The sequence below is a fragment of the Streptomyces sp. NPDC028928 genome, assembly GCF_055564915.1.
In genome coordinates, this window is sequence record NZ_JBVHVI010000008.1 from 135493 (window position 1) to 160627 (window position 25135).

Consider the following 25135-nt stretch of genomic DNA (forward strand, 5'->3'; position numbering starts at 1 on the left):
AAAAATCCTCTCCCGGCCCATGGACACCAGGAATCCCCGCAGGACAATGCTGGACATCCCCTCACGAGTGCGTGTACATGTGGAGACACTGCTAGCGGCGCAGAATGACATGGGGGTTCGCGATGCTTTTGCGCAATACGCACCGGTCTGAGAGCCGGACGCCATGAACGCCCCGCACCCTCCGAAAGTGGCCGGAATCGATCCTACGGTTCCCACCCCCGCCCACACTGTCGCGCCCGCTCCCCCCACCTCCGGCGCCGCCGTCCCCGCTCCCCCCGCCCCCGCCCCCGGCGCCCTCCTCCAGGACCGGCTGGCCGGCTGGGTCTCCGATCTCACGACCCTCCACGAACTCACCGAGCGCCTCTCCCGCACCCACGCCCTCGACCCCGCCCTGCACGAGCTGCTGCGCGCCGGAGCCACGCTGGTCGGAGCCCGCCGCGGCCTGGTCGTCCTGGAACCCGCCGACGGCCTCGGCCCCCGCACCATGCTCGGCCTGGGCCTCGGCCGCGCCGACCTCGGCCACATCGAGACCGTGCCGCCCGGCGCCCTGCCGTACGACACCGGCGCCGCCGCCGAGATCGTCCACCCCGACCTGTTCGCCGAGGACGGCCTGGACCCGCGCCACCGCGAGGTCGCCGCCCGCCTCGGCTACGCCGCCAGCTACGCCCTCCCGCTCGCCTCCGAGACCGCCGGCCGCCTCGGCGCCGCCGTCTGGCTCTACGACGAACCGGCCGAGCCGGACGAACGCCGGCGCCACCTCGCCGGGCTGTACGTCCGGCACGCCACCGAACACCTCGCCCGGCTGCTGGAGGTGGAGCACACGCGCGCGTGCGTGGCGACCATCACCGAGGAGCTGCTGCCCTCCCGGCTGCCCCGGGTGGGCGGCGTCCAGCTCGCCGCCCGGCACCGCACCGGCCCGCGCGGCGGCGGCGACTGGTACGACGCCCTGCCGCTGCCGGAGGCCGCGCTCGGCCTGTCCGTCGGCTCGGTCACCGGCTCCGGGCCCAGCGCGGTGGCCGCCATGGGCCGGCTGCGCGCCTCCCTGCGCGCGTACGCCGTGATGGAGGGCGAGGACCCGGTCGCCGTCCTGTCGGACCTGGAGCTGCTGCTGCGGCTGACCGAGCCCGCCCGCTCCGCCACCGCCCTGTTCGCCTACTGCGAGCCCGCCCTGCGCAAGATCACCCTGGCCGGGGCCGGGCACAGCCCGCCGCTGCTGACCGGCGAGCGGCGCACCGAGTTCGCCGAGACCTCCGTCTCCGCCCCGCTCGGCATGCTCGCCTGCTGGGAGGCGCCCAGCGCGGAGATCCAGGCGGAGGCCGGGGAGACGGTCCTGCTCTACACCGACGGGCTGCTGCACCGTACCGGCGACCCGATGGACCGGGCCTTCGCCCGGCTGCACGCCGCCGCGGCGGGCCTCCCGCGCGCGGTGCGGCACGATCCGGGAGCCGTCGCCGACCACGTCCTGCGCGCGGTCCTGCCGGACGGCCTGGACGCCGCCGACAGCGAGGAGGACGTGGTCCTGCTCGCGGCCCGCTTCGACTGATCCCCCGCCTTCGGGGCGGCTGGCATGACCGGGCATAACAGGTCATCCGCCCCCGCCCGCTCCCGGTACGACCGTACGATGATGGAGGTCCCCGCTCGGCCACAAGCAGGAGCGTCGCGGGCCCCGGGGGAGATCAATGGCGTATCGAGGAGGATCACGTGTCCGACGAGCTCAACCCGGCTGTGCCCGACTCCGCTACCGCGGAGGGCCCGGAGACCGAGTCCGAGGAGACCGTCAAGCAGCGGAAGAACGGCCTGTACCCGGGCGTCTCCGACGAGCTGGCCGAGAACATGAAGTCCGGCTGGGCCGACACGGAGCTGCGTGACCTGAAGCCGATCGAGCAGGCCGGACACACCGCGCGCCGCCGCGCCGCGCTCTCCGCCCGCTTCCCGGGCGAGCGCCTGGTGATCCCGGCGGGCAACCTGAAGACCCGCTCGAACGACACCGAGTACCCCTTCCGCGCCTCCGTCGAGTACGCGTACCTCACCGGCAACCAGACCGAGGACGGCGTCCTGGTCCTGGAGCCGAAGGGCGACGGCCACGAGGCGACGATCTACCTCCTGCCCCGCTCGGACCGCGAGAACGGCGAGTTCTGGCTCTCCGGCCAGGGCGAGCTGTGGGTCGGCCGCCGGCACTCCCTCACCGAGTCCGAGGCGCTCTACGGCATCCCGGCCGCCGACGTGCGCGAGCTGGCCGACACGCTCCGCGAGGCGACCGGCCCGGTCCGCGTGGTGCGCGGCTACGACGCCGGCATCGAGGCGGCCCTGACCGACAAGGTCACCGCCGAGCGCGACGAGGAGCTGCGCGTCTTCCTCTCCGAGATGCGGCTGGTCAAGGACGAGTTCGAGATCGGCGAACTGCAGAAGGCCGTCGACTCCACCGTGCGCGGCTTCGAGGACGTGGTGAAGGTCCTCGACAAGGCCGAGGCCACGTCCGAGCGCTACATCGAGGGCACGTTCTTCCTCCGCGCGCGCGTGGAGGGCAACGACGTGGGCTACGGCTCCATCTGCGCGGCCGGCCCGCACGCCTGCACCCTGCACTGGGTCCGCAACGACGGCCCGGTCCGCTCCGGCGACCTGCTCCTGCTGGACGCGGGCGTGGAGACCCACACCCTGTACACCGCCGACGTCACGCGCACGCTGCCCGTCAACGGCACGTACAGCGAGATCCAGAAGAAGATCTACGACGCCGTGTACGACGCCCAGGAGGCCGGTATCGCGGCCGTGAAGCCGGGCGCCAAGTACCGCGACTTCCACGACGCCGCGCAGCGCGTGCTGGCCGAGAGGCTCGTCGAGTGGGGCCTGGTCGAGGGCCCGGTCGAGCGCGTCCTGGAGCTGGGCCTGCAGCGCCGCTGGACCCTGCACGGCACGGGACACATGCTCGGCATGGACGTCCACGACTGCGCTGCCGCGCGGACCGAGACGTACGTGGACGGCACGCTGGAGCCGGGCATGGTCCTCACCGTCGAGCCCGGGCTGTACTTCCAGGCCGACGACCTGACCGTGCCGGAGGAGTACCGGGGTATCGGCGTCCGGATCGAGGACGACATCCTGGTGACGGAGGACGGCAACCGGAATCTCTCCGCCGGGCTGCCGCGTCGCTCCGACGAGGTAGAGGCGTGGATGGCTTCACTGACGAGCTGACGTCAGACTGAGTGGCCGGGTGCCGGTGGGCACCCGGCCATTTCACGTGTGGGGGGATCGTGAACGACTTCTGGTCCGGCTTCGGTGTCGACCTGCATCTCGAACCCGACTCGGCCGACGGGCGCCGGGTCGGGCTCGAGCGGGCCCTCAGGGACGCCGTACGCGACGGGCGGCTCGCGCCCGGTACGCGGTTGCCCGCCACCCGGCGGCTCGCGGCCGATCTCGGCATCTCGCGCGGCACCGCGAAGGCGGCGTACGACCAGCTGGTGGCCGAGGGGTATCTGACGGCCCGGCAGGGTTCCGGTACCCGGGTCGCCGAGCTGCCCGTCGTGGACGCCGAGGCGCCGCAGGCACACGCACGCGCGCGTGCCCCCCGTCACGATCTGCGCCCCGGCAGCCCGGACGTCGGCGCGTTCCCGGCGGCGGCCTGGCTGCGCGCGCTGCGCCGCGCCATAGCGACGGCCCCCTCGCTGGCGTACGACTACGGCGACCCGCGCGGCCGGATCGAGCTGCGCACCGCGCTCTCCGGCTACCTGGGCCGGGCGCGCGGCGTGCTCGCGCCGCCGGAGCGGATCGTCGTCACCTCCGGGTACGTGCAGGGGCTCGCGCTGCTCACGCGCGTGCTGGGCGGTGCCGCCGTCGCCATGGAGGACCCGGGGCTGCCCTTCCACCGGGAGGTGGTGCGGCACAACGGCGGAACGGTCCTGCCGGTCCCGGTCGACACGCGCGGGGTGCGCCCCGAGGAGCTGGGCGAGGCGGCGGCCGTGGTGGTCACACCGGCCCACCAGTACCCGACCGGGGTGACCCTCCACCCCGAGCGGCGCCGGGCGCTCACCGACTGGGCCCGCGCGCGGGGCGGGCTGATCGTCGAGGACGACTACGACGGGGAGTTCCGCTACGACCGGCAGCCGGTGGGCGCGGTGCAGGGCATGGCGCCCGGCCAGGTCGTCTACCTGGGCACCGCCTCCAAGACGCTCGGCCCCGCGCTCCGCCTCGGCTGGATGGTGCTGCCCCCGCACCTGGTCGACGCGGTCGCCGAGGCCAAGCTGCACAGCGACCACCACACCGAGACCATCGGCCAGCTGGCCCTCGCCGAGCTGATCGACAGCCACGCCTACGACCGCCACGTGCGCGCGTGCCGGCTGCGTTACCGGCGGCGCCGGGACCAGCTGCTGGACCGGCTGGGGGCGCGCAGGAGCGTGCGCGGGATCGCGGCGGGGCTGCACGCGCTGATCGAGGTGCCGGACGAGGCCGAGGTACTGGCCCGCGCGGAGGCGGAGGGCCTGGCGCTGGGCACCCTCGGCGAGCACTGGCACACCCCGGGCACCGGCCGGCCGCAGGGCCTGGTCGTGGGCTACGGCACCCCGCGCGAGCGGGCGTACCCGGAGGCCCTGGAGGCACTGGCGGCGGTGCTGGAGCAGCCCCGCCGAGCCACCGCCCCCGTCACGCCGTGAGCAGCGAAGGATCCTTCTTCCACTTGAGGATCTTGTCGAAGCTGACCACCGTCCCGCCCCGGCCGGGCCTGGCCCCGATGTGGACGTGGTCGGCGAGTTCGCGGATCAGGCAGAGGCCGCGGCCGTGCTCGGCGTCCGGGCGGACCGGCCGGAGGTCGAGGGGGCAGGCGAGGCCGGGACCGGAATCGGCCACCTCGATACGGCACTTCTCACCGTCGAGATACGCGGTCACCCGGTACGCCTCCGAGGCGCCGAGCGTGGCGTCGCCGCCGTGCTCGACGGCGTTCGCGCACGCCTCGCTCAGGGCGACGGACAGGTCGTAGGAGATCTCCGGATCGACGCCCGCCGTCTCCATCGTGCCGATCAGCAGCCGCCGGGCGAGCGGCACGCTGGCGGCCTCGCGCCGCAGATGGAGTGACCACCAGATGCTCATGCTCCAGCCTCCTGGCCGCGGCTCGACATACCGTTACGTATTGCCGCGTGTAGCTTTCCGTAAGCACTCCGTTGACGTGACTGAGCCCATACGGCCGATGCGCGTCGGGAGGAATCGGTGTATGAGGGGCGGTGCGCCGGGGCCGGCTCGGGCACCTGGCGTAGGCCTCCGGTAAGGGCAGTGCGATGATGAGGCCGCCATGACTGCCCCCCACCCGCGCACGGCGCGTCCCGGAGCCGGGCTCCGGATCCTGCGGGCCGCGGTGTTCGCCGCGGTCTGCGTCGCGCTGGCCGCGTGCGGGCACACCCTGGCCTCCTGCGCGGGCGTGCCGCTGTGGACGCTCTGCGCGGGCTTCCTCGGCTCGCTGCTGCTCGTGGCACCGCTCGCCGGGCGGGCCCGCTCGCTGCCGGGCATCGCCGCGCTCCTCGCCCTCGGCCAGACCGTGCTGCACACGCTGTTCGGGCTGGGCCAGCACGGGGCCGCGGTGGCCTCCGGCGGGATACCGACGGCGTCGATGACGGGCGGCGGGACGACGGGCGTGCTGAGCGACAGCGCGCTGGTCGAGCGGGCCGCCCAACTGCTGTGCGGGTCGGCTCCGGCGTCGCTCACCCCGGGGCATGCCTTCCGGCTGCTGCTCGACGCGCGGCTCATCGACCGCGCCGGCCGGCCGACGGCAGCCCTGGGCACCATGGAGCACGCGCACGACGCGACCGGCGCCTCGGCCGGCCTGCTGCCCTCGCTGCCGATGCTGCTCGGCCATGTACTCGCGGCCCTCGCCGTGGGCTGGCTGCTGCGCCGCGGGGACCTGGCCGTGCTGCGGCTGATCGAGCTGTCGGCGCATGGAGTCGCAGAGGGGGCGCTCGTACGGTCCCTGCGCGCCGCTCTCGCGCTGGCGCGCGCCCTGTGCGCCGGGCTGCCGCCCGCCACCGGGCCCGGCCCCCGTGGCCCGCGCGCCGACCGGGACGAGGCACCTGCCCCGCACACCGCCGTACTCCAGCACACGGTGATCCGGCGCGGACCGCCCGCCGCCGCCTTCCTCCTCGCCGCCTGACGCGGCCACCGCTCCACTTCACGAACAGGGGCTCCGGTGCGCCGCCGTCGAGCGGCACGCGCGCGTGCGCGTATTCCTCTTGACCACCGGATCGACCACCGGACCTCACTCAGAGTGGAGTGCTTCCTTCCATGAAGACTTCTCGTATCGCCGCCGCCGCTGCCGTCGCGGGTACGGCCGTCCTCACGCTGTCCGCCCCCGCCTTCGCGCACGTCTCCGTGCAGCCGGAGGGCACCGCGGCCAAGGGCGGCTACGCGGTCGTCGACTTCAAGGTCCCGAACGAGCGCGACAACGCCTCGACCACCAAGGTCGAGGTCAGCCTCCCGGCCGACCACCCGATCGCCTCCGTGATGCCGCAGCCGGTCCCCGGCTGGAAGGCCGAGGTCACCAAGTCCAAGCTGGACAAGCCGCTGACCATGCACGGCGAGAAGATCGACGAGGCCGTCACCAAGGTCACCTGGACCGCCGACGGCAAGGGCATCGAACCCGGCTACTTCCAGAAGTTCCCGCTCTCCCTCGGCGCCCTGCCCGAGAACACCGACGAACTGGTCTTCAAGGCGATCCAGACGTACTCCAACAAGGAGGTCGTGCGCTGGATCGAGGTGCCGCAGGAGGGACAGGACGAGCCGGAGAACCCGGCCCCCGTCCTGGAGCTGTCCGCCGCCACCGACGACCACCACGGCTCGGCGACCGCCGAGAAGACCGCCGGGAAGACCGAGAAGACGGCCGCCGCCGACTCCGGCAGCGGCAGTGACACCACCGCACGCGTGCTCGGCGTGGTCGGCATCGTCATCGGTGTCGCCGGCGTGGCCTACGGCGTCCTCGCGGGCCGCCGCCGGACCGCCTGAGCCCTTCCTTCCGCAGCGCGTACCGGGCGTCGTGCGGGACCGTCCTCGTGACGCCCGCACGACCCCGGTGCGCGCCGGAGTTCACACATCTGGGACATTTCTCTATGCGCAAGAAGACGTTCACCGCGGCCGTCCTGCTCGCCGCCGCCACCCTGACCCTCTCCGCCTGCGGCTCCGGAGACGACGCCGGCTCGTCGGTCGCCGTGGTGGAGGGAGGGTCCGACGCGGGCAAGGCAGCCACCGTCCTCGACCAGCCGTTCGACAAGCCGGAGCTGGTCCTCACCGACACCCACGGCAAGACGTACGACCTCCGCAAGGAGACCAAGGGCCACCCGACCCTCGTCTACTTCGGCTACACCCACTGCCCCGACGTCTGCCCGACGACGATGAGCAACATCGCCGTCGCCAAGAAGGCCCTGCCCAAGGCCGAGCAGGACGACCTCCGGGTCGTGTTCGTCACCACCGACCCCGGCCGCGACACCCCCGCCGAGATGGGCAAGTGGCTCAAGGGAATCGACCCCCAGTTCATCGGCCTGACCGGCGACTTCGCCAAGATCCAGGCCGGCGCCAAGTCCGTCGGCATCGCCGTGGAGCCGACGAGCAAGGACAAGAACGGCAAGCTCGTCTCGGTGCACGGCACCCAGGTCATCGCCTTCTCCCCGAAGACCGACGCCGGCTACGTCCTCTACGGCGAGAGGGCCACGGTCGACGACTACACCAAGGACCTGCCCAAGCTCGTCAAGGGAGCCACCCCGTGAGGCGTCGTACCGCCGCGCTGACCGCGGGCGCGCTCACCGGTGCCCTCGCCCTCACCGGCTGCTCCGGTTCCGGCTCGGGGCCGGAGAAGGCCGAGCTGTCCGTCAGCGCCTCCTACATGCCCCAGCCCGTCTCCGCCGACATGGCCGCCGGCTTCCTGACCATCACCAACAAGGGCGGGTCCGGGGACGAGCTGACCTCGGTCACCAGTGACGCCGCCGGCCAGGTCACCATGCACAGCACGACCGGCGGCGCCATGGCGGAGCAGTCCTCCTTCGCCATACCGGCCCACGGGAAGCTCGTCTTCCGCAGCGGTGGCAACCATCTGATGTTCGAGAAGCTGAAGCACGCGCCGAAGCAGGGCCAGACGGTCACCGTGAAGCTCGGCTTCGCCAAGTCCGGGCCGCTCACCGTCGAGATGCCGGTGAAGTCCACCACGTACAACCCGTCGACCGGCCACTGAGGGAGGGACCACCGTGACCCGGACCATCACCCCCCGCCTGCGGATCCTGGTGCTGCTGTTCGTCGCCGTCACCGGCGCGCTGCTGGCCGGCGCCGGACCGGCCTCCGCGCACGCGGCACTGACCGGCAGCGACCCCGCGCAGGGGGTGGTGGCCGACAAGGCGCCCACCCAGGTGTCGCTCACCTTCTCCGAGAAGGTGGCGATGAACGACGACTCCCTGCGCGTCCTCGACCCCCGGGGCAAGCCGGTCCAGACGGGCAGCCCCGTGGGCGTGAGCGGCACGACGTACGCCGTGAAGCTCAAGAGCGGCCTGGCCAAGGGCACCTACACCGTCACCTACCAGGTGGTCTCGGCGGACAGCCACCCCGTCGCCGGCGCCTACACCTTCTCCATCGGGGCGCCCTCGCAGACCGTCGTCTCCGGCACCGGGCCGGCCGCGGGCGGCGGAGTCGTGGGCGGGCTCTACGCCTTCGGGCGGTACGTGTCCTACGCCGGCTTCCTCGTGCTCGCCGGCGGAGCGGCCTTCGTGCTCGCCTGCTGGCAGCGCGGCGCGGGCGTACGGCCCCTGCAGCGGCTGGTGGTCGGCGGCTGGGTCGCGCTGACCGCGGCCACCCTGTGGCTGCTGCTCCTGCGCGGCTCGTACACCGGCTCGGGGAAGTTCGCCGACGTCTTCGACCTCGATCTGCTCGGCCAGGTGCTCCAGACCAAGACCGGTGCCGCCCTGGTCTCCCGGCTGCTGCTGCTCGCCGCCGCCGCGCTGTTCGTCGCCGTCCTCTTCGGCGCGTACACCCGGCGGGAGGAGGGCCAGGAGAAGCGCGACCTGACCTTCGGGCTCGCCGTCGGCGGGGTCGTCGTCGCGGCCGGGCTCGCGGCCAGCTGGGCCATGGCCGAGCACGCCTCCACCGGGCTGCAGCCGGGCCTCGCCATGCCCGTCGACGTCGTCCACCTGCTGGCCGTCGCCGCCTGGCTCGGCGGCCTCACCGCCCTGCTGACCGCGCTGTACCGGGCGCCCGCCGAGACCCCGGTCGAGGCCACCGCCGTACACCGCTTCTCCCGGGTGGCCTTCGGGTCCGTCCTCGCGCTCGTCGCCACCGGCGTCTACCAGTCCTGGCGGCAGCTCGGCTCCTGGTCGGCGTTCACCGAGACCCGGTACGGGCAGCTGCTGCTGGTCAAGATCGGGCTGGTGGCGGTGCTCGTCGGCATCGCGGCCGTGTCCCGGAGGTGGACCGGCCGGCTCACGGACCCGGTCGCCCGGGGCGGGAAGGCGAAGAAGGCGCAGGCTCAGGTCGCCGTGTCGAAGGCATCCGGTGACGGCAAGGGCAGCGGCACCGGGTCCGCCGACTCCCAGCGTGCCGCCCAGCTCGCCCGGCAGCGCGCGGCCGTCGACGCCGCCCGGGAGAAGCGGCTGCGCGACGCCGACCCGAACCGCTTCGGCCTGCGCCGCTCGGTGCTCGCCGAGGCCGGCGTCGCCCTCGTGCTGCTCGCCGTCACCACCGCGCTGACCCAGACCGAGCCGGGCCGCACCGAGCAGGAGGCCAAGGCGGCCACCTCCGCGTCGGCCGGCTCCGGCACCTCGGCGGCGTCCGGCGCGCTCACCCTGGACATGCCGTTCGACACCGGCGGCACCGACGGCAAGGGCGTCGTCAGCATCGACCTCGACCCCGCGCGCGCGGGCGGCAACGAGATGCACGTGTACGTCCAGCGGCCCAACGGCCGGGCCTTCGACGTCCCCGAGGTGAAGGTCGCCTTCACCCTGGAGGCGAAGAGGATCGGCCCGCTCCCCGTGAACCCCGACCACATCGCCACCGGCCACTGGTCGGCGAAGGACGTGCAGATCCCCATGGCCGGCGACTGGAAGATCGCCGTCACGGTCCGCACCTCCGACATCGACCAGGTGACCGTCTCCAAGAACGCGCAGATCGGCTGAACCGCACCATGCCCGAGAAGTCCCTCCCCCAGGCCCGCAGGCCCGACGCGCCGGTGGCACAGCCCGTCTCCGGCGCGAGCGGCGTCTCCCGGCGCGCCCTGCTCGGCACCGCCGGCGCCACCGGCCTCGTGCTCGGCGCGGCCGGCGGTGCGGTGGGGTACGCCGCCGCACCCGCCGGGGCCGTCCCGCTGACCTCGGTGGGTTCCGACCGGGCGATGTTTCACGGGAAACATCAGCCCGGCATCACCGAGGGCCTCCAGGCGCGCGGCCATCTCGTCGCCTTCGACCTGGCGGCGGGCGCGGGCCGCAAGGAGGCGGCGGCCCTGCTGCGCCGCTGGTCGGCGACGGCCGAGCGGCTGATGGCGGGCGAGGCGGCCCCGCACGACGACACCGATGTGGCCCGGGACGCGGGCCCGTCCTCGCTGACCCTCACCTTCGGCTTCGGCCACAGCTTCTTCAGCCGGACCGGCCTGGAGAAGCAGCGGCCGACCGCCCTGGACCCGCTGCCGGACTTCTCCTCCGACCGGCTCGACAAGTCCCGCAGCGACGGCGACCTGTGGGTGCAGATCGGTGCGAACGACGCCCTGGTCGCCTTCCACGCCCTGCGCGCGATCCAGAAGGACGCCGGCTCGGCCGCGCGGGTGCGCTGGCAGATGAACGGCTTCAACCGCAGCCCGGGCGCCACCGCCCACCCCATGACGGCCCGCAACCTCATGGGCCAGCTCGACGGCACCCGCAACCCGAAGCCCGCCGACGCCGACTTCGACCGGCGGATCTTCGTGCCCGCCTCGGGCGAGCCCGCCTGGATGGCGAACGGCTCCTACGCCGTCGTGCGCCGGATCCGGATGCTCCTGGACGACTGGGAGAAACTGTCGCTGCCGGCCCAGGAGGCGGTCATCGGGCGCCGCAAGGCCGACGGGGCGCCGTTGTCCGGCGGCGGCGAGACGACGCCGATGGACCTGGAGAAGGCGGACGCCAAGGGCGACTACGTCGTCCCGCTGAACGCGCACGCGCGGATCACCCGGCCCGACCAGAACGGCGGCGCGGCCATGCTGCGGCGCCCCTTCTCCTATCACGACGGCATCGACGCGGACGGTACGCCGGACGCCGGTCTCCTCTTCATCTGCTGGCAGGCGGACCCGCTGCGCGGCTTCGTCCCGGTGCAGCGCAAGCTCGACCGGGGCGACGCGCTGTCGAAGTACATCCGGCACGAGTCGAGCGGTCTGTTCGCGGTGCCGGGCGGGGCGGCGGAGGGCGAGTACGTGGGGCAGCGGCTGCTGGAGGGCTGAACCCGGTTGCCGAAGGGTGAATCGGGTTCAAACCACCCGGTCGAGTGATTGCCGTGAGACGCCTCAGCCGACCGGGCCCGCGGCCATTAGGGTGAGGGACATGCCAGCGAGCTATGCCTATCTCGGCCCGGAGGGCACCTTCACGGAGGTCGCCCTGCGCACGCTTCCTGAGGCGGCCACCCGGGAGCTGATCCCGTACGTGTCGGTGCAGTCCGCGCTGGACGCGGTGCGGGCCGGCGAGGCCGAGGCCGCGTTCGTGCCGATCGAGAACTCCGTCGAGGGCGGCATCACCACCACCCTGGACGAGCTGGTCGCGGGCGAACCGCTGATGATCTACCGCGAGGTGCTGCTGTCGATCACCTTCGCGCTGCTGGTCCGCCCCGGCACCCAGCTCGCGGACATCAAGACGGTCTCCGCCCACCCGGCGGCCCAGCCGCAGGTGCGCAACTGGCTGCGCACCCACCTCCCGGACGCCATCTGGGAGTCGGCCGCCTCCAACGCGGACGCCGCCCGTCTGGTCCAGGAGGGCCGCTACGACGCCGCCTTCGCGGGCGAGTTCGCCGCCGCCCGGTACGGCCTCGAGGCGCTGGAGACCGGGATCCACGACGCGGAGAACGCGCAGACCAGGTTCGTGCTGGTCGGCCGCCCGGCCCGGCCGGCCGCGCCCACCGGTGCCGACAAGACCTCGGTGGTGCTGTGGCAGCGCGACGACCACCCCGGCGCCCTGCGCGACCTGCTCGGCGAGTTCGCCTCGCGCGGCATCAACCTCATGCTGCTGCAGTCCCGGCCGACCGGTGCCGGCATCGGCAACTACTGCTTCTGCATCGACGCCGAGGGCCATATCGCCGACCGGCGGATGGCGGAGGCGCTGATGGGGCTGCGGCGGATCTGCCTGCAGGTGCGCTTCCTCGGTTCCTATCCGCGCGCGGACATCGCACCGGGCGAGGCCCGTCCGGTGCTGCCGGGGACCTCGGACGAGGAGTTCATGGCGGCTGCGGACTGGGTGGCGCGCTGCCAGGACGGCCGCTTCTAGCCAGTCGTACCTGCATACGAACGTTATCCACAGAAGTTATCCACAGGTCCGCTTCTCGACCTGGGGACAAGTCGACAGGGCGGGGCGACAGCGTCGACAAATCGCCCTGGAGGCTCCGGTCCGGGCCCTCAGCACGTGGATCACCCTTCGTCCACCCGTTTCCTTCGGTTCATCTTTTGGGGCGACCGTTTTCCACCCGAACGTGGGTGTCGAGGACGTTTGACCCGGGAATTCTTTCGCCTGCGGACAGTTTCCGGAGTGATCAATTCCGACATCCACAGTCCATCCACACAGCCTGTGGATAACTTTGCGGACGGTGTGGATTCCTGTGGACAACCCGCCTGCGACCCGCCTCCCAAATCCCGTTGCCCACAAGGGAATCCGGTCAACCGGGTGCGCCCGGCACCCGCCCCGTCCCAGGGGGTGAGACACTTTTCCCTTGACGGACGGGAACATGATCCGCAATTACCGCACAACGGAACGTATGCCGCGAATCCGAACACCCCGGAATAGTGATTCGTGAGCCGCGACCCCGCACCGGTAGCCTTGGTCACGTGATTGACCTTCGCCTGCTCCGTGAGGACCCCGACCGTGTGCGCGCTTCCCAGCGCGCCCGTGGAGAGGACGTCGCGCTCGTCGACGCCCTCCTGTCTGCCGACGAGCGGCGCAGGTCCTCCGGCGTCCGCTTCGACGAGCTGCGCGCCGAACAGAAGCAGCTCGGCAAGCAGATCCCCAAGGCCACCGGCGACGAGAAGGCCGAACTGCTCAAGCGCGCCGAGCAGCTGAAGGCCGACGTCAAGGCCGCCGACGCCGAGCGCGACGCGGCCGACGCCGAGACCCAGGAGCTGCTCCTCAAGCTCGGCAACCTCGTCCACCCCGACGTGCCCGTCGGCGGCGAGGAGGACTTCGTCACCCTGGAGACGCACGGCACGATCCGCGACTTCGGTGCCGAGGGCTTCGAGCCCAAGGACCACCTGGAGCTGGGCCAGCTGCTCGGCGCCATCGACGTCGAGCGCGGCGCGAAGGTCTCCGGCTCCCGCTTCTACTTCCTCACCGGTGTCGGCGCCCTGCTGGAGCTGGCCCTGGTGAACGCGGCGATCGCCCAGGCCACCGCCGCCGGCTTCACGCCGATGCTCACCCCGGCGCTGGTCCGCCCGCAGTCCATGGCCGGCACCGGCTTCCTCGGCCAGGCCTCGCAGGACGTGTACCACCTCGACAAGGACGACCTGTACCTGGTCGGCACCTCCGAGGTCCCGCTGGCGGCCTACCACATGGACGAGATCATCGACGCCGACCGGCTGCCGCTGCGGTACGCGGGCTTCTCCCCGTGCTTCCGCCGCGAGGCCGGCTCGCACGGCAAGGACACGCGGGGGATCTTCCGCGTGCACCAGTTCGACAAGGTCGAGATGTTCTCGTACGTCGCCCCCGAGGACTCCCAGGCCGAGCACCAGCGCCTGCTGGAGTGGGAGAAGCAGTGGCTGACCTCGCTGGAGCTGCCGTTCCGCGTCATCGACGTCGCCTCCGGTGACCTCGGCGCCTCGGCCGCCCGCAAGTACGACTGCGAGGCGTGGATCCCGACCCAGGGCAAGTACCGCGAGCTGACCTCGACCTCGGACTGCACCGAGTTCCAGTCCCGCCGGCTGTCCATCCGGGTGCGTGACGGCAAGCAGGTCAAGCCGCTGGCCACCCTCAACGGCACGCTGTGCGCCGTACCGCGCACGATCGTGGCGATCCTGGAGAACCACCAGCAGGCCGACGGCTCCGTCCGGGTCCCCGAGGTGCTGCGCCCGTACCTGGGCGGCCGCGAGGTCCTGGAGCCGGTGTCCCGGTGAGCTTCCCCTACGGGCTCATCGCCACCGACCTGGACGGAACGCTGCTGCGCTCCGACGAGTCGATCTCGCAGCGCACCCGTGACGCGCTCGCCGCGGCCACCGCGGCGGGCGCCGCGCACATCGTCGTCACCGGCCGCGCGGTCCCCTGGACCCGGCACATCCTGGACGACCTCGGCTACGACGGCCTCGCCGTCTGCGGCCAGGGCGCCCAGGTCTACGACGCCGGGTCGCACCGCCTGCTGACCTCGGTCACCCTGGACCGGCAGCTGGCGGGCGTGGCCCTGGCCAAGATCGAGGCCGAGGTGGGGCCGCTGTACCTGGCGGCCAGCCGGGACGGCCTCGACGGCGAGGTGCTGGTGGGCCCGGGCTACGCGGTCACCGGCGCGCTGCCCGCGACCCCGTTCACGGACGCCTCCGACCTCTGGTCGGCCCCGCTGAACAAGATCTACATCCAGCATCCGACGCTCGGCGACGACGAGCTGGCGGAAGCGGCCCGGCAGACGGCCGGCGGATTCGTCACGGTGGCCCTGTCGGGTGCGGGCATCGTGGAGCTGCTGCCCCTCGGCCTGTCCAAGGCCACGGGTCTGTCCCTGGCCGCCCGCCGGCTGGGTCTGAAGGCCGCCGACACCATCGCCTTCGGCGACATGCCCAACGACATCCCGATGTTCGCCTGGGCGGCCCGGGGAGTGGCCATGGCCAACGCCCACGAGGAGCTGAAGGCCGTGGCCGACGAGGTGACCTCGTCCCACGAGGAGGACGGGATCGCGGTGGTGCTGGAGCGGCTGCTCGGCTAGCGGGCCGCCGCGTCCAGGGGTGCCGCGTCAGGGGTGCCGCGTCAGGGCAGGTAACGGGCCAGGGCCAGGTAGGTCTCGGCGTCCCCGGCGGCCACGATCCTGCCGTCGGACTGCACCGCGACGTCGCGCGCGTGGTCGGACACCCCGGGGGTGAAGTCGGTGACCACCTTGCCGTCGCCGGAGAACCCGGTGTCCAGGCTGCCGTCCGCGTTGTAGCGCGCCAGGGCCCAGTCACCACCACGGCTGCCGGCGGCGACCAGCTTGCCGTCGGACTGGAGTGCCAGGTCATGAGCGCGTGCGCTCGCCGCGAACGTCGTCGTCACCTTGCCGTCGCCGTCGAACCCGGTGTCCAGGGAGCCGTCGGAGTTGAGCCGGGCCAGCGCGAACCGGCTGCTGCCGCCGGAGGGAGTGACGTACCCGGCGACCGCCATGTCACCGCCCGGGATGAGCACCAGCCCGTACCCCTGGGCCTCTCCGCTGAAGCTGACGACCCGCTTGCCGTCACCGTCGAAACCGGTGTCCAGGCTGCCGTTCGTGTTGTAGCGGACCAGGGCGAAGCTCGGCCTGTAGCCGGGGTTGCCGAGTCCGACACCGCCGGCGACGACGATCCTGCCGTCGGACTGCAGCGCCACGTCCTGGGCGATGGAGATGTCGCCCCCGGAGAAGTGCGTGGTCAACTGGCCGTCCCCGCTGAAGGTGGGGTCAGGGCTGCCGCCGGAGTCGTACCGGGCCACCGCGATGTCACCGCCGGACTGGCCGACGGCGACGATCCGGCCGTCGGACTGCACGGTGACCGCGTAGGCGTCGGCGGCGCCGTCGTCGCCGAAGTCGGTGATCGTACGACCGCCGTCGCCGAAGCCGGTGTCCAGCTCCCCGTCGGGCTGGTAGCGGGCCACCGTGAACCAGCAGCAGCCCTCGGACCCGGGCCGTTGCGAGGTGCCCACGACGACGATCTTCCCGTCGGGTTGCAGCGCGACACCGCGGGACACTTCCTCGCCCTGCCCGAAGTCGGTGGTGACGACGCCCCCGTTCCCGAAGCCGCTGTCCAGGGTGCCGTCGGGGTTGTAGCGCACGATCGCGAAGTCGGGGCCGGTGCCCTCGCCGTAGAAGCTTCCGAGGACGACCAGCTTGCCGTCGTCCTGTACGGCGAGACCGTGCCCGTCCTCCGCGGCGGAGATGTCGAGGTTGACCACTTTGCCGTTGCCGCCGAACGAGGGATCGAGGTCGCCGGAGGCGGCGTGCGCGGGACCGGGCGAGGCGAGCAGGAGCGCCAGCGCCGCGGCGGCCGCGGCACCGGCCCGGGCGGGCAGCCGCCGAAGGCGCTGGAGACGGCCGCGAAGAGGGCCGTCAAAAGGGCCCTGGAGAGAACCGGGGAGGAGGGAGAACATGCCCGCACATGCTAGAAGCGACAAAACTGCCTGTATCAGGACACGCTGACCATACGGCCGTACGGGTGCTCTCTCACCCGACATGCCACGGCCAGGCGACCCCGCGCGGGAAATACGCTCATACTTCGGTCCGACTCGACCGCATCGCCGACGCGCGCGGGGTGTGACTACCGGCACCACGCCAAGCGCGGTGGCAACGTCTCGCGGAGGATGCACGGATCGAACGTGCGCGGGGTCGCCCCCGACCACGGTTGAGCAAACCGGTGCCTTACCACTCGGCCAATCCTCCGGGTGGGCGGTCCACGCGAGAGCGACATCGCGTGCTCGAAGCGACCGCCCCGGGCAGTCCCCGTGGCTCCACGGAGGGGTAGCGGATCACTCCGGAGCCGGCCTCGGGCTGCCCTGTCGGGAGCTGGGCGTACTGCCGTGCATGGACATCGCCCACCTCCACTCCCCGTCGGTGACGCCGGGACGATCCCGGCGGACGGTGCACAACCACTCTGCCCGGCCCCGGAGTTGGGCGCCACCGAATAAAGCGAACAGACGGACGACCGCCTCGTCCAGGACGACGTCGTCCCCCACGTCCTCGCCGGTCCGCTCCGGCCGGGGCGGGGCGAAGTCCCCGTCAGTCCGGGACCGTCACTCCTCGCCCGCGAGCGTCAGCGACCGCAGCTTCTGCCCGGCGTACCAGGTGGCCAGCACGGTGACCGCCACCAGCAGCACGGTGGCCGTCGGCAGCGCCACCTCCGAGGTGACCAGGTCCCCGCCGGCGACCTTGTGGGCGACGGCCAGCGACCACTGCTGGACGCTCAGCGTGCGCGCGCCCGGCACCAGGGAGCCGAACAGCGCCTCCCAGACCAGGGCGTAGACCAGCCCGAAGACCACCGCGTGCCGGGAGACGGTGCCCAGCAGCAGGAAGAGCGCCGAGTAGGCGATGGAGGAGACCAGCGCGGCGACCGTGTAGGCGACGGCGATCTGCTGGCCGTTGCCGTTCAGGACCAGACCCGCGATCAGGGTCGGCACCGCCGAGAAGACCATGGTCACGGCGATGGCGACGATCAGCTTGGTGAAGATGATCGTGGGCCGTTTGAGCGGCTTGGACAGCAGGTAGACGACGGAGCCGTCGTCGATCTCCGGGCCGATCGCGCCGGTGCCCGCGATGACACCGATGATCGGCACCATGGTGGCGAGCGCGAAGCCGCCGAGGACGTCCGAGGCGGTCTGGTCGTCGGCTCCGGTCAGGGCGCGGACGGCAACGGAGATCACGATCAGCAGCAGCGGCAGCGCGCCGAGGATGAGGGCCCGGCGGCGGCCGAGCAGGGCCCGGTAGGTGAGCCGGGCGACGGTGGGGTCGTACATCTTCGGCCTCCTACGCCGCGACCAGGTACGAGAAGACGGACTCCAGGGACTCGTCGGACGGCGAGACCGTGAGGAGCCGGATGCCGTGGTCCCTGGCGACCTTCGGCAGCAGGGCGGTGAAGCGGCCGAAGTCGACGGCCTGGATGCGCAGCGCGCCCTCGGTCACGTCGACCTCGATGCCGGCCGTGGACGGGTCGGCGATCAGCGCCGCCGCGAGGGTGCGGTCGTCGCTGGAGCGGACCAGATAGCGGTGCGGGCGGTCGGTCATCAGGCGGCGGATCCGGCGGAAGTCGCCGCTGGCCGCGTGCCGTCCGGCGACGACGACCTCGATGTGCCGGGCGAGCTGCTCGACCTCCTCCAGGATGTGCGAGGAGAACAGCACCGTGCGGCCCTCGTCGCCCATCCTGCGCAGCAGGTCCATCAGCTGCATGCGCTGGCGCGGGTCCATGCCGTTGAACGGCTCGTCGAGCAGGAGCAGTGACGGGTCGTGGACCAGGGCGCTCGCCATCTTCACGCGCTGCCGCATCCCCTTGGAGTACGTGGAGATCTTCCGGTCCTGCGCGTACTCCATCTCGACCGTGGCGAGGGCGCGCTGCGCGGCCTTGTCGCCGAGGCCGTGCAGTTCGGCGTTGGCGACGACGAACTCGCGGCCGGTGAGGAAGTCGTACATCGCCTCCCGCTCGGGGACGATGCCGATGTGCCGGTAGATGGCCTCGTTGCGCCAAACCGGCTGTCCGTCGAGGGTGACCGTGCCGGTGGAGGGGGCGAGGAAGCCGCCCATCATGTTGATCAGGGTGGACTTTCCGGCGCCGTTGGGGCCGAGCAGGCCGGTGACGCCGGGGCCGATGGTCATGGTGATGTCGTTGACGGCGACCACGTTGCCGAACCAGCGCGAGACGTGGTCGATGCTGAGCGTGGTCACAGTCCCACCTTCTTGTAGCGGCGGTTCAGCAGGCCGTAGCAGGCGGCGGTCAGGCCGAGGACGAACAGGACGTGGACGACGCCCTCGCCGCCCGACGGGCCGACCCCGCCGGGGAAGGCGGAGCTGCCGCCGAGGAACGCGGACTGCACGCCGTCGATCAGTGTGATCGGCGAGAACAGGCCGATCCACGGGATGGCGCCGGTGCTGTCCTGGGTGTAGGCGATGGCCTGGAGGGTGGAGACCGCGCCGTAGGAGATGGTGAGGACGGCGATCACGGCGGCGATGCCGAAGCCGCGGCGCGGGGTGAACGCGGCGATGACCAGGCCGATGCCGGCGAAGAGCAGCGAGAGCAGGGCCACGGAGACCAGTCCCTGAGCGAATTCCTTGGTCTGATGGGCGAAGCCCATCTTGGACAGCAGCGCGCCCACGTACATCACGAGCAGCGGGGCGGCGGTGAGGACGAACAGCGCCGAGGCGAGGGCCGCGAACTTGGCGCGGACGTAGTCGGCGGTCTCGATGGGCCGGGAGAAGTACAGCGGTACGGTCTTGAAGCGCAGGTCGCGGGAGACCGCCTGGGGTGCCTGCGAGGCGACGTACAGGCTGATCACGGCCTGCATGATGATCGCGTACCGGGTGTAGGACACCGGCAGTTCGTGGGCCTTGGTGGCGACGGCGACGGCCACCATGATGGCGGCGGGCACGCACATCACCGCGAACAGCAGCATGGGCAGCACCTTGGACTTCACCGAGCGGCCGAGGCCGTAGGCGCCGCGCAGGGACTGCGAGTACAGCGAGCGGCGGGCGTAGGCGCGGCCGAGGCGGGGGCCGTCGTAGCCGCGGTAGCCGATGTCGTGGATGCGGGACTGGTCGGCGCCGGCCACCGCCGGCGTGGGCTGGTCAACCGCCATGGCCGACGGCCTCCTTCCGCTGTTCGTCGTGGCTGGTGAACACCTCGGAGATGTGGTGCCGGCGCTGTTCCATGCGCACCAGGCCGAGGCCGAGGTCGGCGACCACGTCCCGGACGAGGTCGTAGGTCTCCTCGCCCGTGGCGGTCAGCAGCAGGATGTGTCCGGCGCCGGGCAGGCCGCCGGCCTCGGCGTGCGTGTCCACCCCGCGCGCGTGGAGCGCGTCACGGACCGCGCGGGTGCCGTCCGGGTGGGTGTCGCTGTCGGTGACCTCGATGGCGAGGGTGGTCGTGGTCTGGGTGAAGTCGGTGGTGGAGCTGGAGCGCAGGAGCTTGCCGCCGTCGATGACGACGACGTGGTCGCAGGTGCGTTCCAGTTCGCCCAGCAGGTGGGAGGTGACCAGGACCGAGATGCCGAAGTCGGTGTGGATGCGGCGGATCAGGCCGAGCATCTCGTCGCGGCCGACCGGGTCGAGGCCGTTGGTCGGCTCGTCGAGGAAGACCAGCTGGGGGTCGTGCACCAGCGCCTGGGCGAGCTTGACCCGCTGCTTCATGCCGGTCGAGTAACCGCCGATGGGGCGGTACCGCTCCTCGTACAGCCCGACATGGCGCAGGGTGTCGGCGGTGCGCTCGCGGGCGGCGGCGGGCGGCAGGCCGGACATGCGGGCCATGTGGACGACGAACTCGGTGGCCGAGACGTCCGGCGGCAGGCAGTCGTGCTCCGGCATGTACCCGACGCGCTCGCGGATGGCGGCGCCCTTGGTGGCGACGTCGAGGCCGAGCACCTCGGCGCGGCCCTCCGTGGCGGGGGACAGCCCCAGCAGGATCTTGATCAGGGTGGACTTGCCGGCGCCGTTGGCCCCGACGAGTCCGGTCACACCGGGTCCGATGTCCACGGACAGCCGGTCGAGGGCGGTCACCCGGGGGAACCGCTTGCTCAGGCTTTCGGTCGCGATCACAGTCACGCCTTCGAAGGTAGTGATCCGGACCACGTCCGTCGTCAGACCGGAGAGCCGTCTTCGGATCAGACTCCAGGTGTAGGGGTTCCGTGAGGGACGCCCTCCTTGAGAGGTACGGGCACCCCTATTGACGCTGGGTCTAACAAATGCGAGATTCGGCGGTGTCAAGTTACGGGCACGTACCGCGATGGTGGGGCGAGGTGGCATGGCGACGACGTCGACCAGGGAGCGCTCGGCGGAGCTGCGGGGTTTCCGGACCGTACAGCGCCTCGCCTACGAGTGCGCGGAGGCGGTCGCGGCCCGCCTGGAGCCGGGGGTGACCGAGCGCGAGGCGGCGCGGATGCAGCGGGAGTGGCTGCGCGAGCGCGGGGTGCGGGACTGGTTCCACCTCCCGTTCGCCTGGTTCGGGGACCGCACCGCGTTCGCCGGCTTCCGCATCCCGCTGCAGTTCTTCCCGACCGACCGCGCCCTGGAGCCCGGGATGCCGTTCATCCTGGACATGGCGCCGGTGTACGAGGGGTACACGGCGGACATCGGCTACTCGGGCTCGCTGGGCGTGAACCCGGTGCAGGACCGGCTGATGGCCGACCTGGAGGCGCACCGCGAGCTGATCCTGCGCGAGGTGCGCGAGCGGCGCCCGCTGCGGGAGATCTACCAGGACGTGGACCGGCTCATGGTCCGCCAGGGCTACGCCAACCGGCACCGCGCCTACCCCTTCGGGGTGATCGCCCACAAGGTGGACCGGGTGAAGCAGCGCCGCTGGTCACCGCACCTGTTCGGGTTCGGCACGCAGTCCCTGAAGGGCCTGGCCGCCGACGCGCTGCACGGCCACCGCGAGGGCTGGTCGCCGCTGTGGTCGCCGTACCGCTTCTCGGACCATCCGCCGCAGCCGGGCCTGTGGGCGGTCGAACCGCACCTCGGTTTCCGGGGGACGGGCGCGAAGTTCGAGGAGATCCTGGTGGTCACCGACTCCCGGGATCCCGAGGAGAGCGCGTTCTGGCTGGACGACGATCTGCCGCACGTGCGGCGCTGGGCGGAGGAGAAGTGACCTTGGAGGGTGCACGCGAGCGCTGGGTGCGCACGGGCGGGGTCGAGCTGTGCGTGGCCGAGCTGGGCGACCCGGAACAGCCGACGGTGGTACTGGTGCACGGCTACCCAGACAGCAAGGAGGTCTGGTCGGAGGTGGCCGTCCGGCTCGCCGACCGCTTCCACGTCGTCCTCTACGACGTCCGGGGCCACGGCCGCTCCACGGCGCCCCGGCCGCTGCGCGGCGGCTTCACCCTGGCCAAGCTCACGGACGACTTCCTGGCCGTGGTCGACGCGGTCAGCCCGGACCGGCCGGTGCACCTCGTCGGGCACGACTGGGGCTCGGTGCAGTCCTGGGAGTTCGTCACGGTGGCCCGCACGGAGGGCCGCATCGCCTCCTTCACCTCCATCTCCGGTCCGTCCCTCGACCACTTCGGGCACTGGATCAACGCGCGCGTGAAGCGTCCGACGCCCCGCCGGGTGGGCCAGCTCCTCGGCCAGGGCGCCAAGTCCTGGTACGTCTACCTGCTGCACACGCCGGTCCTGCCCGAGCTGGCCTGGCGCGGGCCGCTCGGCAAGCGCTGGCCGAAGATCCTGGAGCGGGCCGAGCGGGTCCCGGCCGGCGACTACCCGACCGCCTCGCTCGCCTCCGACGCGGCCCACGGCGCCTGGCTGTACCGGGACAACGTCCGCGCCCGGCTGCGCAGGCCGCGCCCGGACGCGTACGCACACGCGCCCGTGCAGCTCATCACGCCCCAGGGCGACGCGTTCCTCTCCGAGCGGCTCTACGACGACCTGGACCGCTGGGTGCCGCGGCTGACCCGCCGCACCCTCCCGGCGAAGCACTGGATCCCGCGCACCCGGCCCGACCAGGTCGCCGCGTGGATCGAGGAGTTCGTGACATCCGTGGCGGGCGGCCGTCCCGCACCGGCCGCCACCGGCCGCCATGCCGAGCGGTTCGGCGGGCAGCTGGTGCTGGTCACCGGCGCGGGCAGCGGCATCGGCCGGGCGACGGCGTTCGCCTTCGCCGAGGCCGGCGCGCGAGTGATCGCCGTCGACCGCGACGCCGAGGCCGCGGCCCGCACCGCCGAGCTGTCCCGGCTGACCGGCGCGGCCGAGGCCTGGGCCGAGCCGGCCGACGTCTCCGACGAGCAGGCCATGGAGAAGCTCGCGGAGAAGGTCCACCGCGAGTACGGCGTCCTGGACGTGCTGGTCAACAACGCGGGCATCGGTCTGTCGGGTTCCTTCTTCGCCACGACGACCGACGACTGGCGCACGGTGCTGGACGTCAACCTGTGGGGGGTCATCCACGGCTGCCGGCTCTTCGGGGCGCGCATGGCCGAGCGCGGCCAGGGCGGCCACATCGTCAACATCGCCTCGGCCGCCGCCTACCAGCCCTCGCGCGCGCTGCCCGCCTACAGCACCTCCAAGGCGGCCGTGCTGATGCTCTCCGAGTGCCTGCGCGCCGAACTGGCCGCCCAGGGCATCGGCGTCACGGCCGTCTGCCCGGGCTTCGTCAACACCAGCATCACCTCCACGGCCCGCTTCACCGGCGTCGACGAAGCGGAACAACGCCGCCGCCGGCAGCGCTCCGCCCGCCTGTACGGCCTGCGCAACTACCCGCCGGAGAAGGTGGCCGACGCCGTCCTGGACGCGGTGGCCCGCAACAGGGCGGTGGTGCCGGTGACTCCGGAGGCGAAGGGTGCACATCTGCTGTCCCGTTTCGCGCCGGGGCTGCTCAGGAGGATCGCACGGGTCGAGCCCAGGCTGTGAGCGTTGTCCACAACTTCGCCAATTCCCCTGTGGATAAACGCACTTGGTTGTGGATCAAACCTCCGAACGAAAACAACCTGCGTGATCCGCGTCTCTCCCGCACGCTGGACCCATGGACGAACGCCGCACCGTGAAGGTGTCCAAGTACCTCTCCAGACACCTGCGCCACCAGCCCGAGAGGATCGGGCTCACACTGGACCCGGGCGGCTGGGTGGAGATCGGCACACTGATCGCCGCGGCCGCCGCCCATGGGTTCCGGTTCACGCGCGAGGAGCTGGACCACGTGGTCGCCGCGAACGACAAGCAGCGTTTCGCCGTCGAGAACGGCAGGATCCGCGCCAGCCAGGGGCACAGCATCGAGGTCGACCTCGGCCTGCCCCCGGCGACCCCGCCGCCGTACCTCTACCACGGCACGGTCGCCCGCCACCTGGACGCCATCCGCGCGGAGGGCCTACGGCCCATGAACCGGCACGACGTGCACCTCTCCGCCGACCGGGAGACCGCCACCCGTGTCGGCGCCCGCCGGGGCCGGCCCGTGGTGCTGGCCGTGGACTCCGGCGCGATGCACCGTGACGGCCATGTGTTCCACGTCAGCGCCAACGGCGTCTGGCTGACCGCGGCCGTGCCTCCGCGCTACCTGCGCTTTCCCGGGCCGCACCGGGCGTCCCGCGGTCCGGCCGCCGCGCCGGGCGCTCCGTGCTCGGAGGGGCGCACACGGTGACCGTTTCGTACGTTGTCAGCGGGGCCGCTTACTCTCGGATCCATGAGTCTGCGTCTGAGCACCGTGATCCTGCCGTACCGCCGCTGGCACGAGGGCGGCCGCGCGGCCTGGGTACGCGCCGAGCAGCTCGGCTTCCACACCGCGTACACCTACGACCACCTGTCCTGGCGCAGCTTCCGTGACGGCCCCTGGTTCGGCGCGGTCCCCACGCTGACGGCGGCCGCGGCGGCCACCGACCGGCTCCGCCTCGGCACACTGGTCACCTCCCCGAACTTCCGCCACCCGGTGACCCTCGCCAAGGAACTGATCTCCCTGGACGACATCTCCGGCGGCCGGATCACCCTCGGCATCGGCGCGGGCGGCACCGGTTTCGACGCCACCGCCCTCGGCCAGGAGCCCTGGACCCCGCGCGAGCGCGCCGACCGGTTCGCCGAGTTCGTGCCCCTGCTCGACCGGCTGCTCACCGAGGACGCGGTGTCGTACGAGGGCCGCTTCTACTCGGCGCACGAGGCCCGGAACATACCCGGCTGTGCGCAGCGCCCCCGGCTGCCGTTCGCGGTGGCGGCCACCGGCCCGCGCGGCCTGAAGCTCGCCGCGCGCTACGGCCAGGCGTGGGTGACCACCGGCGACCCGAAGCTGTACGAGACCGGCACGCCCGAGCAGTCCGTCGCGGCCCTGCGCGGGCAGCTCGGCAAGCTGTCCGAGGCGTGCGAGGCCGCCGGGCGGGACGTGGCCGAGCTGGACAAGGTCCTGCTCACCGGCTTCACCCCGGACCGCGGCCGGCCGCTCGCCTCCCTGGACGCCTTCGTGGACTTCGCCGGCCGCCACCGGGAGCTGGGCTTCACCGAGATCGCGATCCACTGGCCCATCCCGGACTCCGACTTCGCCACGGACGAGAAGGTCTTCGAGCGAATCGCCATGGAGGCCCTCGCCCAGCTGGACTGACCGTCCCGGGCGTCACCCGGGCCGCAACGTCATCTGCGTCTCATCTGTGCGGAGTCCCGCACGGCCGTGCGG

The 25135-nt window shown here is 72.3% G+C and carries 22 protein-coding genes and 1 tRNA gene; 16 read left to right on the plus strand and 7 right to left on the minus strand.

The window, feature by feature from the left end:
* The first annotated feature begins 163 nt into the window (after positions 1 to 163).
* From ACZ4U1_RS20445 to pdxR, 3 genes are all read left to right on the plus strand, one after another.
* A complete protein-coding gene (locus ACZ4U1_RS20445; RefSeq protein ID WP_467904902.1) occupies positions 164 to 1543 on the plus strand; it encodes a PP2C family protein-serine/threonine phosphatase in 1380 nt (459 codons plus the stop codon).
* A gap of 158 nt (positions 1544 to 1701) precedes the next feature.
* The gene (locus ACZ4U1_RS20450; RefSeq protein ID WP_467904904.1) at positions 1702 to 3186 is read left to right on the plus strand and encodes an aminopeptidase P family protein; all 1485 of its coding nucleotides are present in this window, start codon (positions 1702 to 1704) and stop codon (positions 3184 to 3186) included.
* A gap of 59 nt (positions 3187 to 3245) precedes the next feature.
* Positions 3246 to 4640, plus strand: coding sequence for a MocR-like pyridoxine biosynthesis transcription factor PdxR (gene pdxR / locus ACZ4U1_RS20455; RefSeq protein WP_467904905.1), 1395 nt, complete (start codon positions 3246 to 3248; stop codon positions 4638 to 4640).
* On the opposite strand, the gene ACZ4U1_RS20460 is transcribed toward pdxR, so the two are convergent.
* Positions 4630 to 5073: an ATP-binding protein gene (locus ACZ4U1_RS20460; RefSeq protein ID WP_467904907.1), complete on the minus strand. Its 444-nt coding sequence runs from the start codon at positions 5071 to 5073 to the stop codon at positions 4630 to 4632. The two genes, pdxR and ACZ4U1_RS20460, sit on opposite strands and share 11 nt — an antisense overlap.
* A gap of 199 nt (positions 5074 to 5272) precedes the next feature.
* On the opposite strand from ACZ4U1_RS20460, the gene ACZ4U1_RS20465 reads away from it, so the two are divergent.
* From ACZ4U1_RS20465 to ACZ4U1_RS20505, 9 genes are all read left to right on the plus strand, one after another.
* On the plus strand, positions 5273 to 6124 hold the full coding sequence (locus ACZ4U1_RS20465; RefSeq protein WP_467904909.1) for a hypothetical protein: 852 nt from the start codon (positions 5273 to 5275) through the stop codon (positions 6122 to 6124).
* A 131-nt stretch (positions 6125 to 6255) separates the two neighbouring features.
* Positions 6256 to 6972, plus strand: a complete 717-nt coding sequence (locus ACZ4U1_RS20470; protein WP_467904911.1) for a YcnI family copper-binding membrane protein — start codon at positions 6256 to 6258, stop codon at positions 6970 to 6972.
* A 104-nt stretch (positions 6973 to 7076) separates the two neighbouring features.
* Positions 7077 to 7730, plus strand: coding sequence for an SCO family protein (locus ACZ4U1_RS20475; RefSeq protein ID WP_467904913.1), 654 nt, complete (start codon positions 7077 to 7079; stop codon positions 7728 to 7730).
* Positions 7727 to 8191, plus strand: a complete 465-nt coding sequence (locus ACZ4U1_RS20480; protein WP_467904915.1) for a copper chaperone PCu(A)C — start codon at positions 7727 to 7729, stop codon at positions 8189 to 8191. Before ACZ4U1_RS20475 ends, ACZ4U1_RS20480 begins: the two co-directional genes overlap by 4 nt.
* 13 nt (positions 8192 to 8204) lie before the next feature.
* Positions 8205 to 10118 carry a copper resistance CopC/CopD family protein gene (locus ACZ4U1_RS20485; RefSeq protein WP_467904917.1) on the plus strand — a complete coding sequence of 638 codons (1914 nt, stop codon included), beginning with the start codon at positions 8205 to 8207 and terminating at the stop codon, positions 10116 to 10118.
* A gap of 8 nt (positions 10119 to 10126) precedes the next feature.
* Positions 10127 to 11407, plus strand: coding sequence for an iron uptake transporter deferrochelatase/peroxidase subunit (gene efeB, locus ACZ4U1_RS20490; protein WP_467904919.1), 1281 nt, complete (start codon positions 10127 to 10129; stop codon positions 11405 to 11407).
* Positions 11408 to 11507: 100 nt separating this feature from the next.
* On the plus strand, positions 11508 to 12440 hold the full coding sequence (gene pheA, locus ACZ4U1_RS20495) for a prephenate dehydratase (RefSeq protein WP_467904921.1): 933 nt from the start codon (positions 11508 to 11510) through the stop codon (positions 12438 to 12440).
* A 554-nt stretch (positions 12441 to 12994) separates the two neighbouring features.
* Positions 12995 to 14272, plus strand: coding sequence for a serine--tRNA ligase (gene serS / locus ACZ4U1_RS20500; protein WP_467904923.1), 1278 nt, complete (start codon positions 12995 to 12997; stop codon positions 14270 to 14272).
* A complete protein-coding gene (locus tag ACZ4U1_RS20505; RefSeq protein ID WP_467904925.1) occupies positions 14269 to 15066 on the plus strand; it encodes an HAD family hydrolase in 798 nt (265 codons plus the stop codon). The genes serS and ACZ4U1_RS20505 overlap by 4 nt, the downstream gene beginning before the upstream one ends.
* A 41-nt stretch (positions 15067 to 15107) precedes the next feature.
* Here ACZ4U1_RS20505 and ACZ4U1_RS20510 read toward each other — a convergent pair whose 3' ends face one another.
* From ACZ4U1_RS20510 to ACZ4U1_RS20535, 6 genes are all read right to left on the minus strand, one after another.
* The gene (locus ACZ4U1_RS20510; RefSeq protein WP_467904927.1) at positions 15108 to 16454 is read right to left on the minus strand and encodes a delta-60 repeat domain-containing protein; all 1347 of its coding nucleotides are present in this window, start codon (positions 16452 to 16454) and stop codon (positions 15108 to 15110) included.
* A 204-nt stretch (positions 16455 to 16658) separates the two neighbouring features.
* Positions 16659 to 16743, minus strand: a tRNA-Ser gene (locus ACZ4U1_RS20515).
* A gap of 350 nt (positions 16744 to 17093) precedes the next feature.
* Positions 17094 to 17813 carry an ABC transporter permease subunit gene (locus tag ACZ4U1_RS20520; protein WP_467904929.1) on the minus strand — a complete coding sequence of 240 codons (720 nt, stop codon included), beginning with the start codon at positions 17811 to 17813 and terminating at the stop codon, positions 17094 to 17096.
* 10 nt (positions 17814 to 17823) lie between these two features.
* Positions 17824 to 18735 (minus strand): ABC transporter ATP-binding protein, encoded by a 912-nt coding sequence (locus ACZ4U1_RS20525; RefSeq protein ID WP_467904931.1) that lies wholly within the window; start codon positions 18733 to 18735, stop codon positions 17824 to 17826.
* Entirely contained in the window at positions 18732 to 19643 is a 912-nt protein-coding gene (locus ACZ4U1_RS20530) for an ABC transporter permease subunit (RefSeq protein ID WP_467904933.1), read from the minus strand. The genes ACZ4U1_RS20525 and ACZ4U1_RS20530 overlap by 4 nt, the downstream gene beginning before the upstream one ends.
* Complete coding sequence (locus ACZ4U1_RS20535) at positions 19633 to 20598, minus strand: ABC transporter ATP-binding protein (RefSeq protein WP_467905287.1); 966 nt, start codon at positions 20596 to 20598, stop codon at positions 19633 to 19635. Before ACZ4U1_RS20535 ends, ACZ4U1_RS20530 begins: the two co-directional genes overlap by 11 nt.
* A gap of 205 nt (positions 20599 to 20803) precedes the next feature.
* Between ACZ4U1_RS20535 and ACZ4U1_RS20540 the strand changes: the two genes are divergently transcribed.
* The 4 genes from ACZ4U1_RS20540 to ACZ4U1_RS20555 all read left to right on the plus strand — a co-directional run bounded on the left by ACZ4U1_RS20540 (position 20804) and on the right by ACZ4U1_RS20555 (position 25063).
* Entirely contained in the window at positions 20804 to 21646 is an 843-nt protein-coding gene (locus ACZ4U1_RS20540; RefSeq protein ID WP_467904934.1) for a M24 family metallopeptidase, read from the plus strand.
* Positions 21643 to 23397, plus strand: a complete 1755-nt coding sequence (locus ACZ4U1_RS20545; RefSeq protein WP_467904936.1) for an SDR family oxidoreductase — start codon at positions 21643 to 21645, stop codon at positions 23395 to 23397. Before ACZ4U1_RS20540 ends, ACZ4U1_RS20545 begins: the two co-directional genes overlap by 4 nt.
* 112 nt (positions 23398 to 23509) lie before the next feature.
* A complete protein-coding gene (locus ACZ4U1_RS20550) occupies positions 23510 to 24118 on the plus strand; it encodes an RNA 2'-phosphotransferase (protein WP_467904938.1) in 609 nt (202 codons plus the stop codon).
* Positions 24119 to 24160: 42 nt separating this feature from the next.
* Complete coding sequence (locus ACZ4U1_RS20555) at positions 24161 to 25063, plus strand: LLM class flavin-dependent oxidoreductase (protein ID WP_467904940.1); 903 nt, start codon at positions 24161 to 24163, stop codon at positions 25061 to 25063.
* The last annotated feature ends 72 nt before the right edge of the window (positions 25064 to 25135 follow it).

Excerpts from the sequence above, each read along its gene's own strand:
- ACZ4U1_RS20445 (WP_467904902.1), top strand. The coding sequence starts at position 164 with ATGAACGCCCCGCACCCTCCGAAAGTGGCCGGAATCGATCCTACGGTT.
- ACZ4U1_RS20460 (WP_467904907.1), bottom strand. The coding sequence starts at position 5,073 with ATGAGCATCTGGTGGTCACTCCATCTGCGGCGCGAGGCCGCCAGCGTG.
- ACZ4U1_RS20465 (WP_467904909.1), top strand. The coding sequence starts at position 5,273 with ATGACTGCCCCCCACCCGCGCACGGCGCGTCCCGGAGCCGGGCTCCGG.
- ACZ4U1_RS20470 (WP_467904911.1), top strand. The coding sequence starts at position 6,256 with ATGAAGACTTCTCGTATCGCCGCCGCCGCTGCCGTCGCGGGTACGGCC.
- ACZ4U1_RS20475 (WP_467904913.1), top strand. The coding sequence starts at position 7,077 with ATGCGCAAGAAGACGTTCACCGCGGCCGTCCTGCTCGCCGCCGCCACC.
- efeB (WP_467904919.1), top strand. The coding sequence starts at position 10,127 with ATGCCCGAGAAGTCCCTCCCCCAGGCCCGCAGGCCCGACGCGCCGGTG.
- pheA (WP_467904921.1), top strand. The coding sequence starts at position 11,508 with ATGCCAGCGAGCTATGCCTATCTCGGCCCGGAGGGCACCTTCACGGAG.
- ACZ4U1_RS20510 (WP_467904927.1), bottom strand. The coding sequence starts at position 16,454 with ATGTTCTCCCTCCTCCCCGGTTCTCTCCAGGGCCCTTTTGACGGCCCT.
- ACZ4U1_RS20520 (WP_467904929.1), bottom strand. The coding sequence starts at position 17,813 with ATGTACGACCCCACCGTCGCCCGGCTCACCTACCGGGCCCTGCTCGGC.
- ACZ4U1_RS20530 (WP_467904933.1), bottom strand. The coding sequence starts at position 19,643 with ATGGCGGTTGACCAGCCCACGCCGGCGGTGGCCGGCGCCGACCAGTCC.
- ACZ4U1_RS20540 (WP_467904934.1), top strand. The coding sequence starts at position 20,804 with ATGGCGACGACGTCGACCAGGGAGCGCTCGGCGGAGCTGCGGGGTTTC.
- ACZ4U1_RS20550 (WP_467904938.1), top strand. The coding sequence starts at position 23,510 with ATGGACGAACGCCGCACCGTGAAGGTGTCCAAGTACCTCTCCAGACAC.
- ACZ4U1_RS20555 (WP_467904940.1), top strand. The coding sequence starts at position 24,161 with ATGAGTCTGCGTCTGAGCACCGTGATCCTGCCGTACCGCCGCTGGCAC.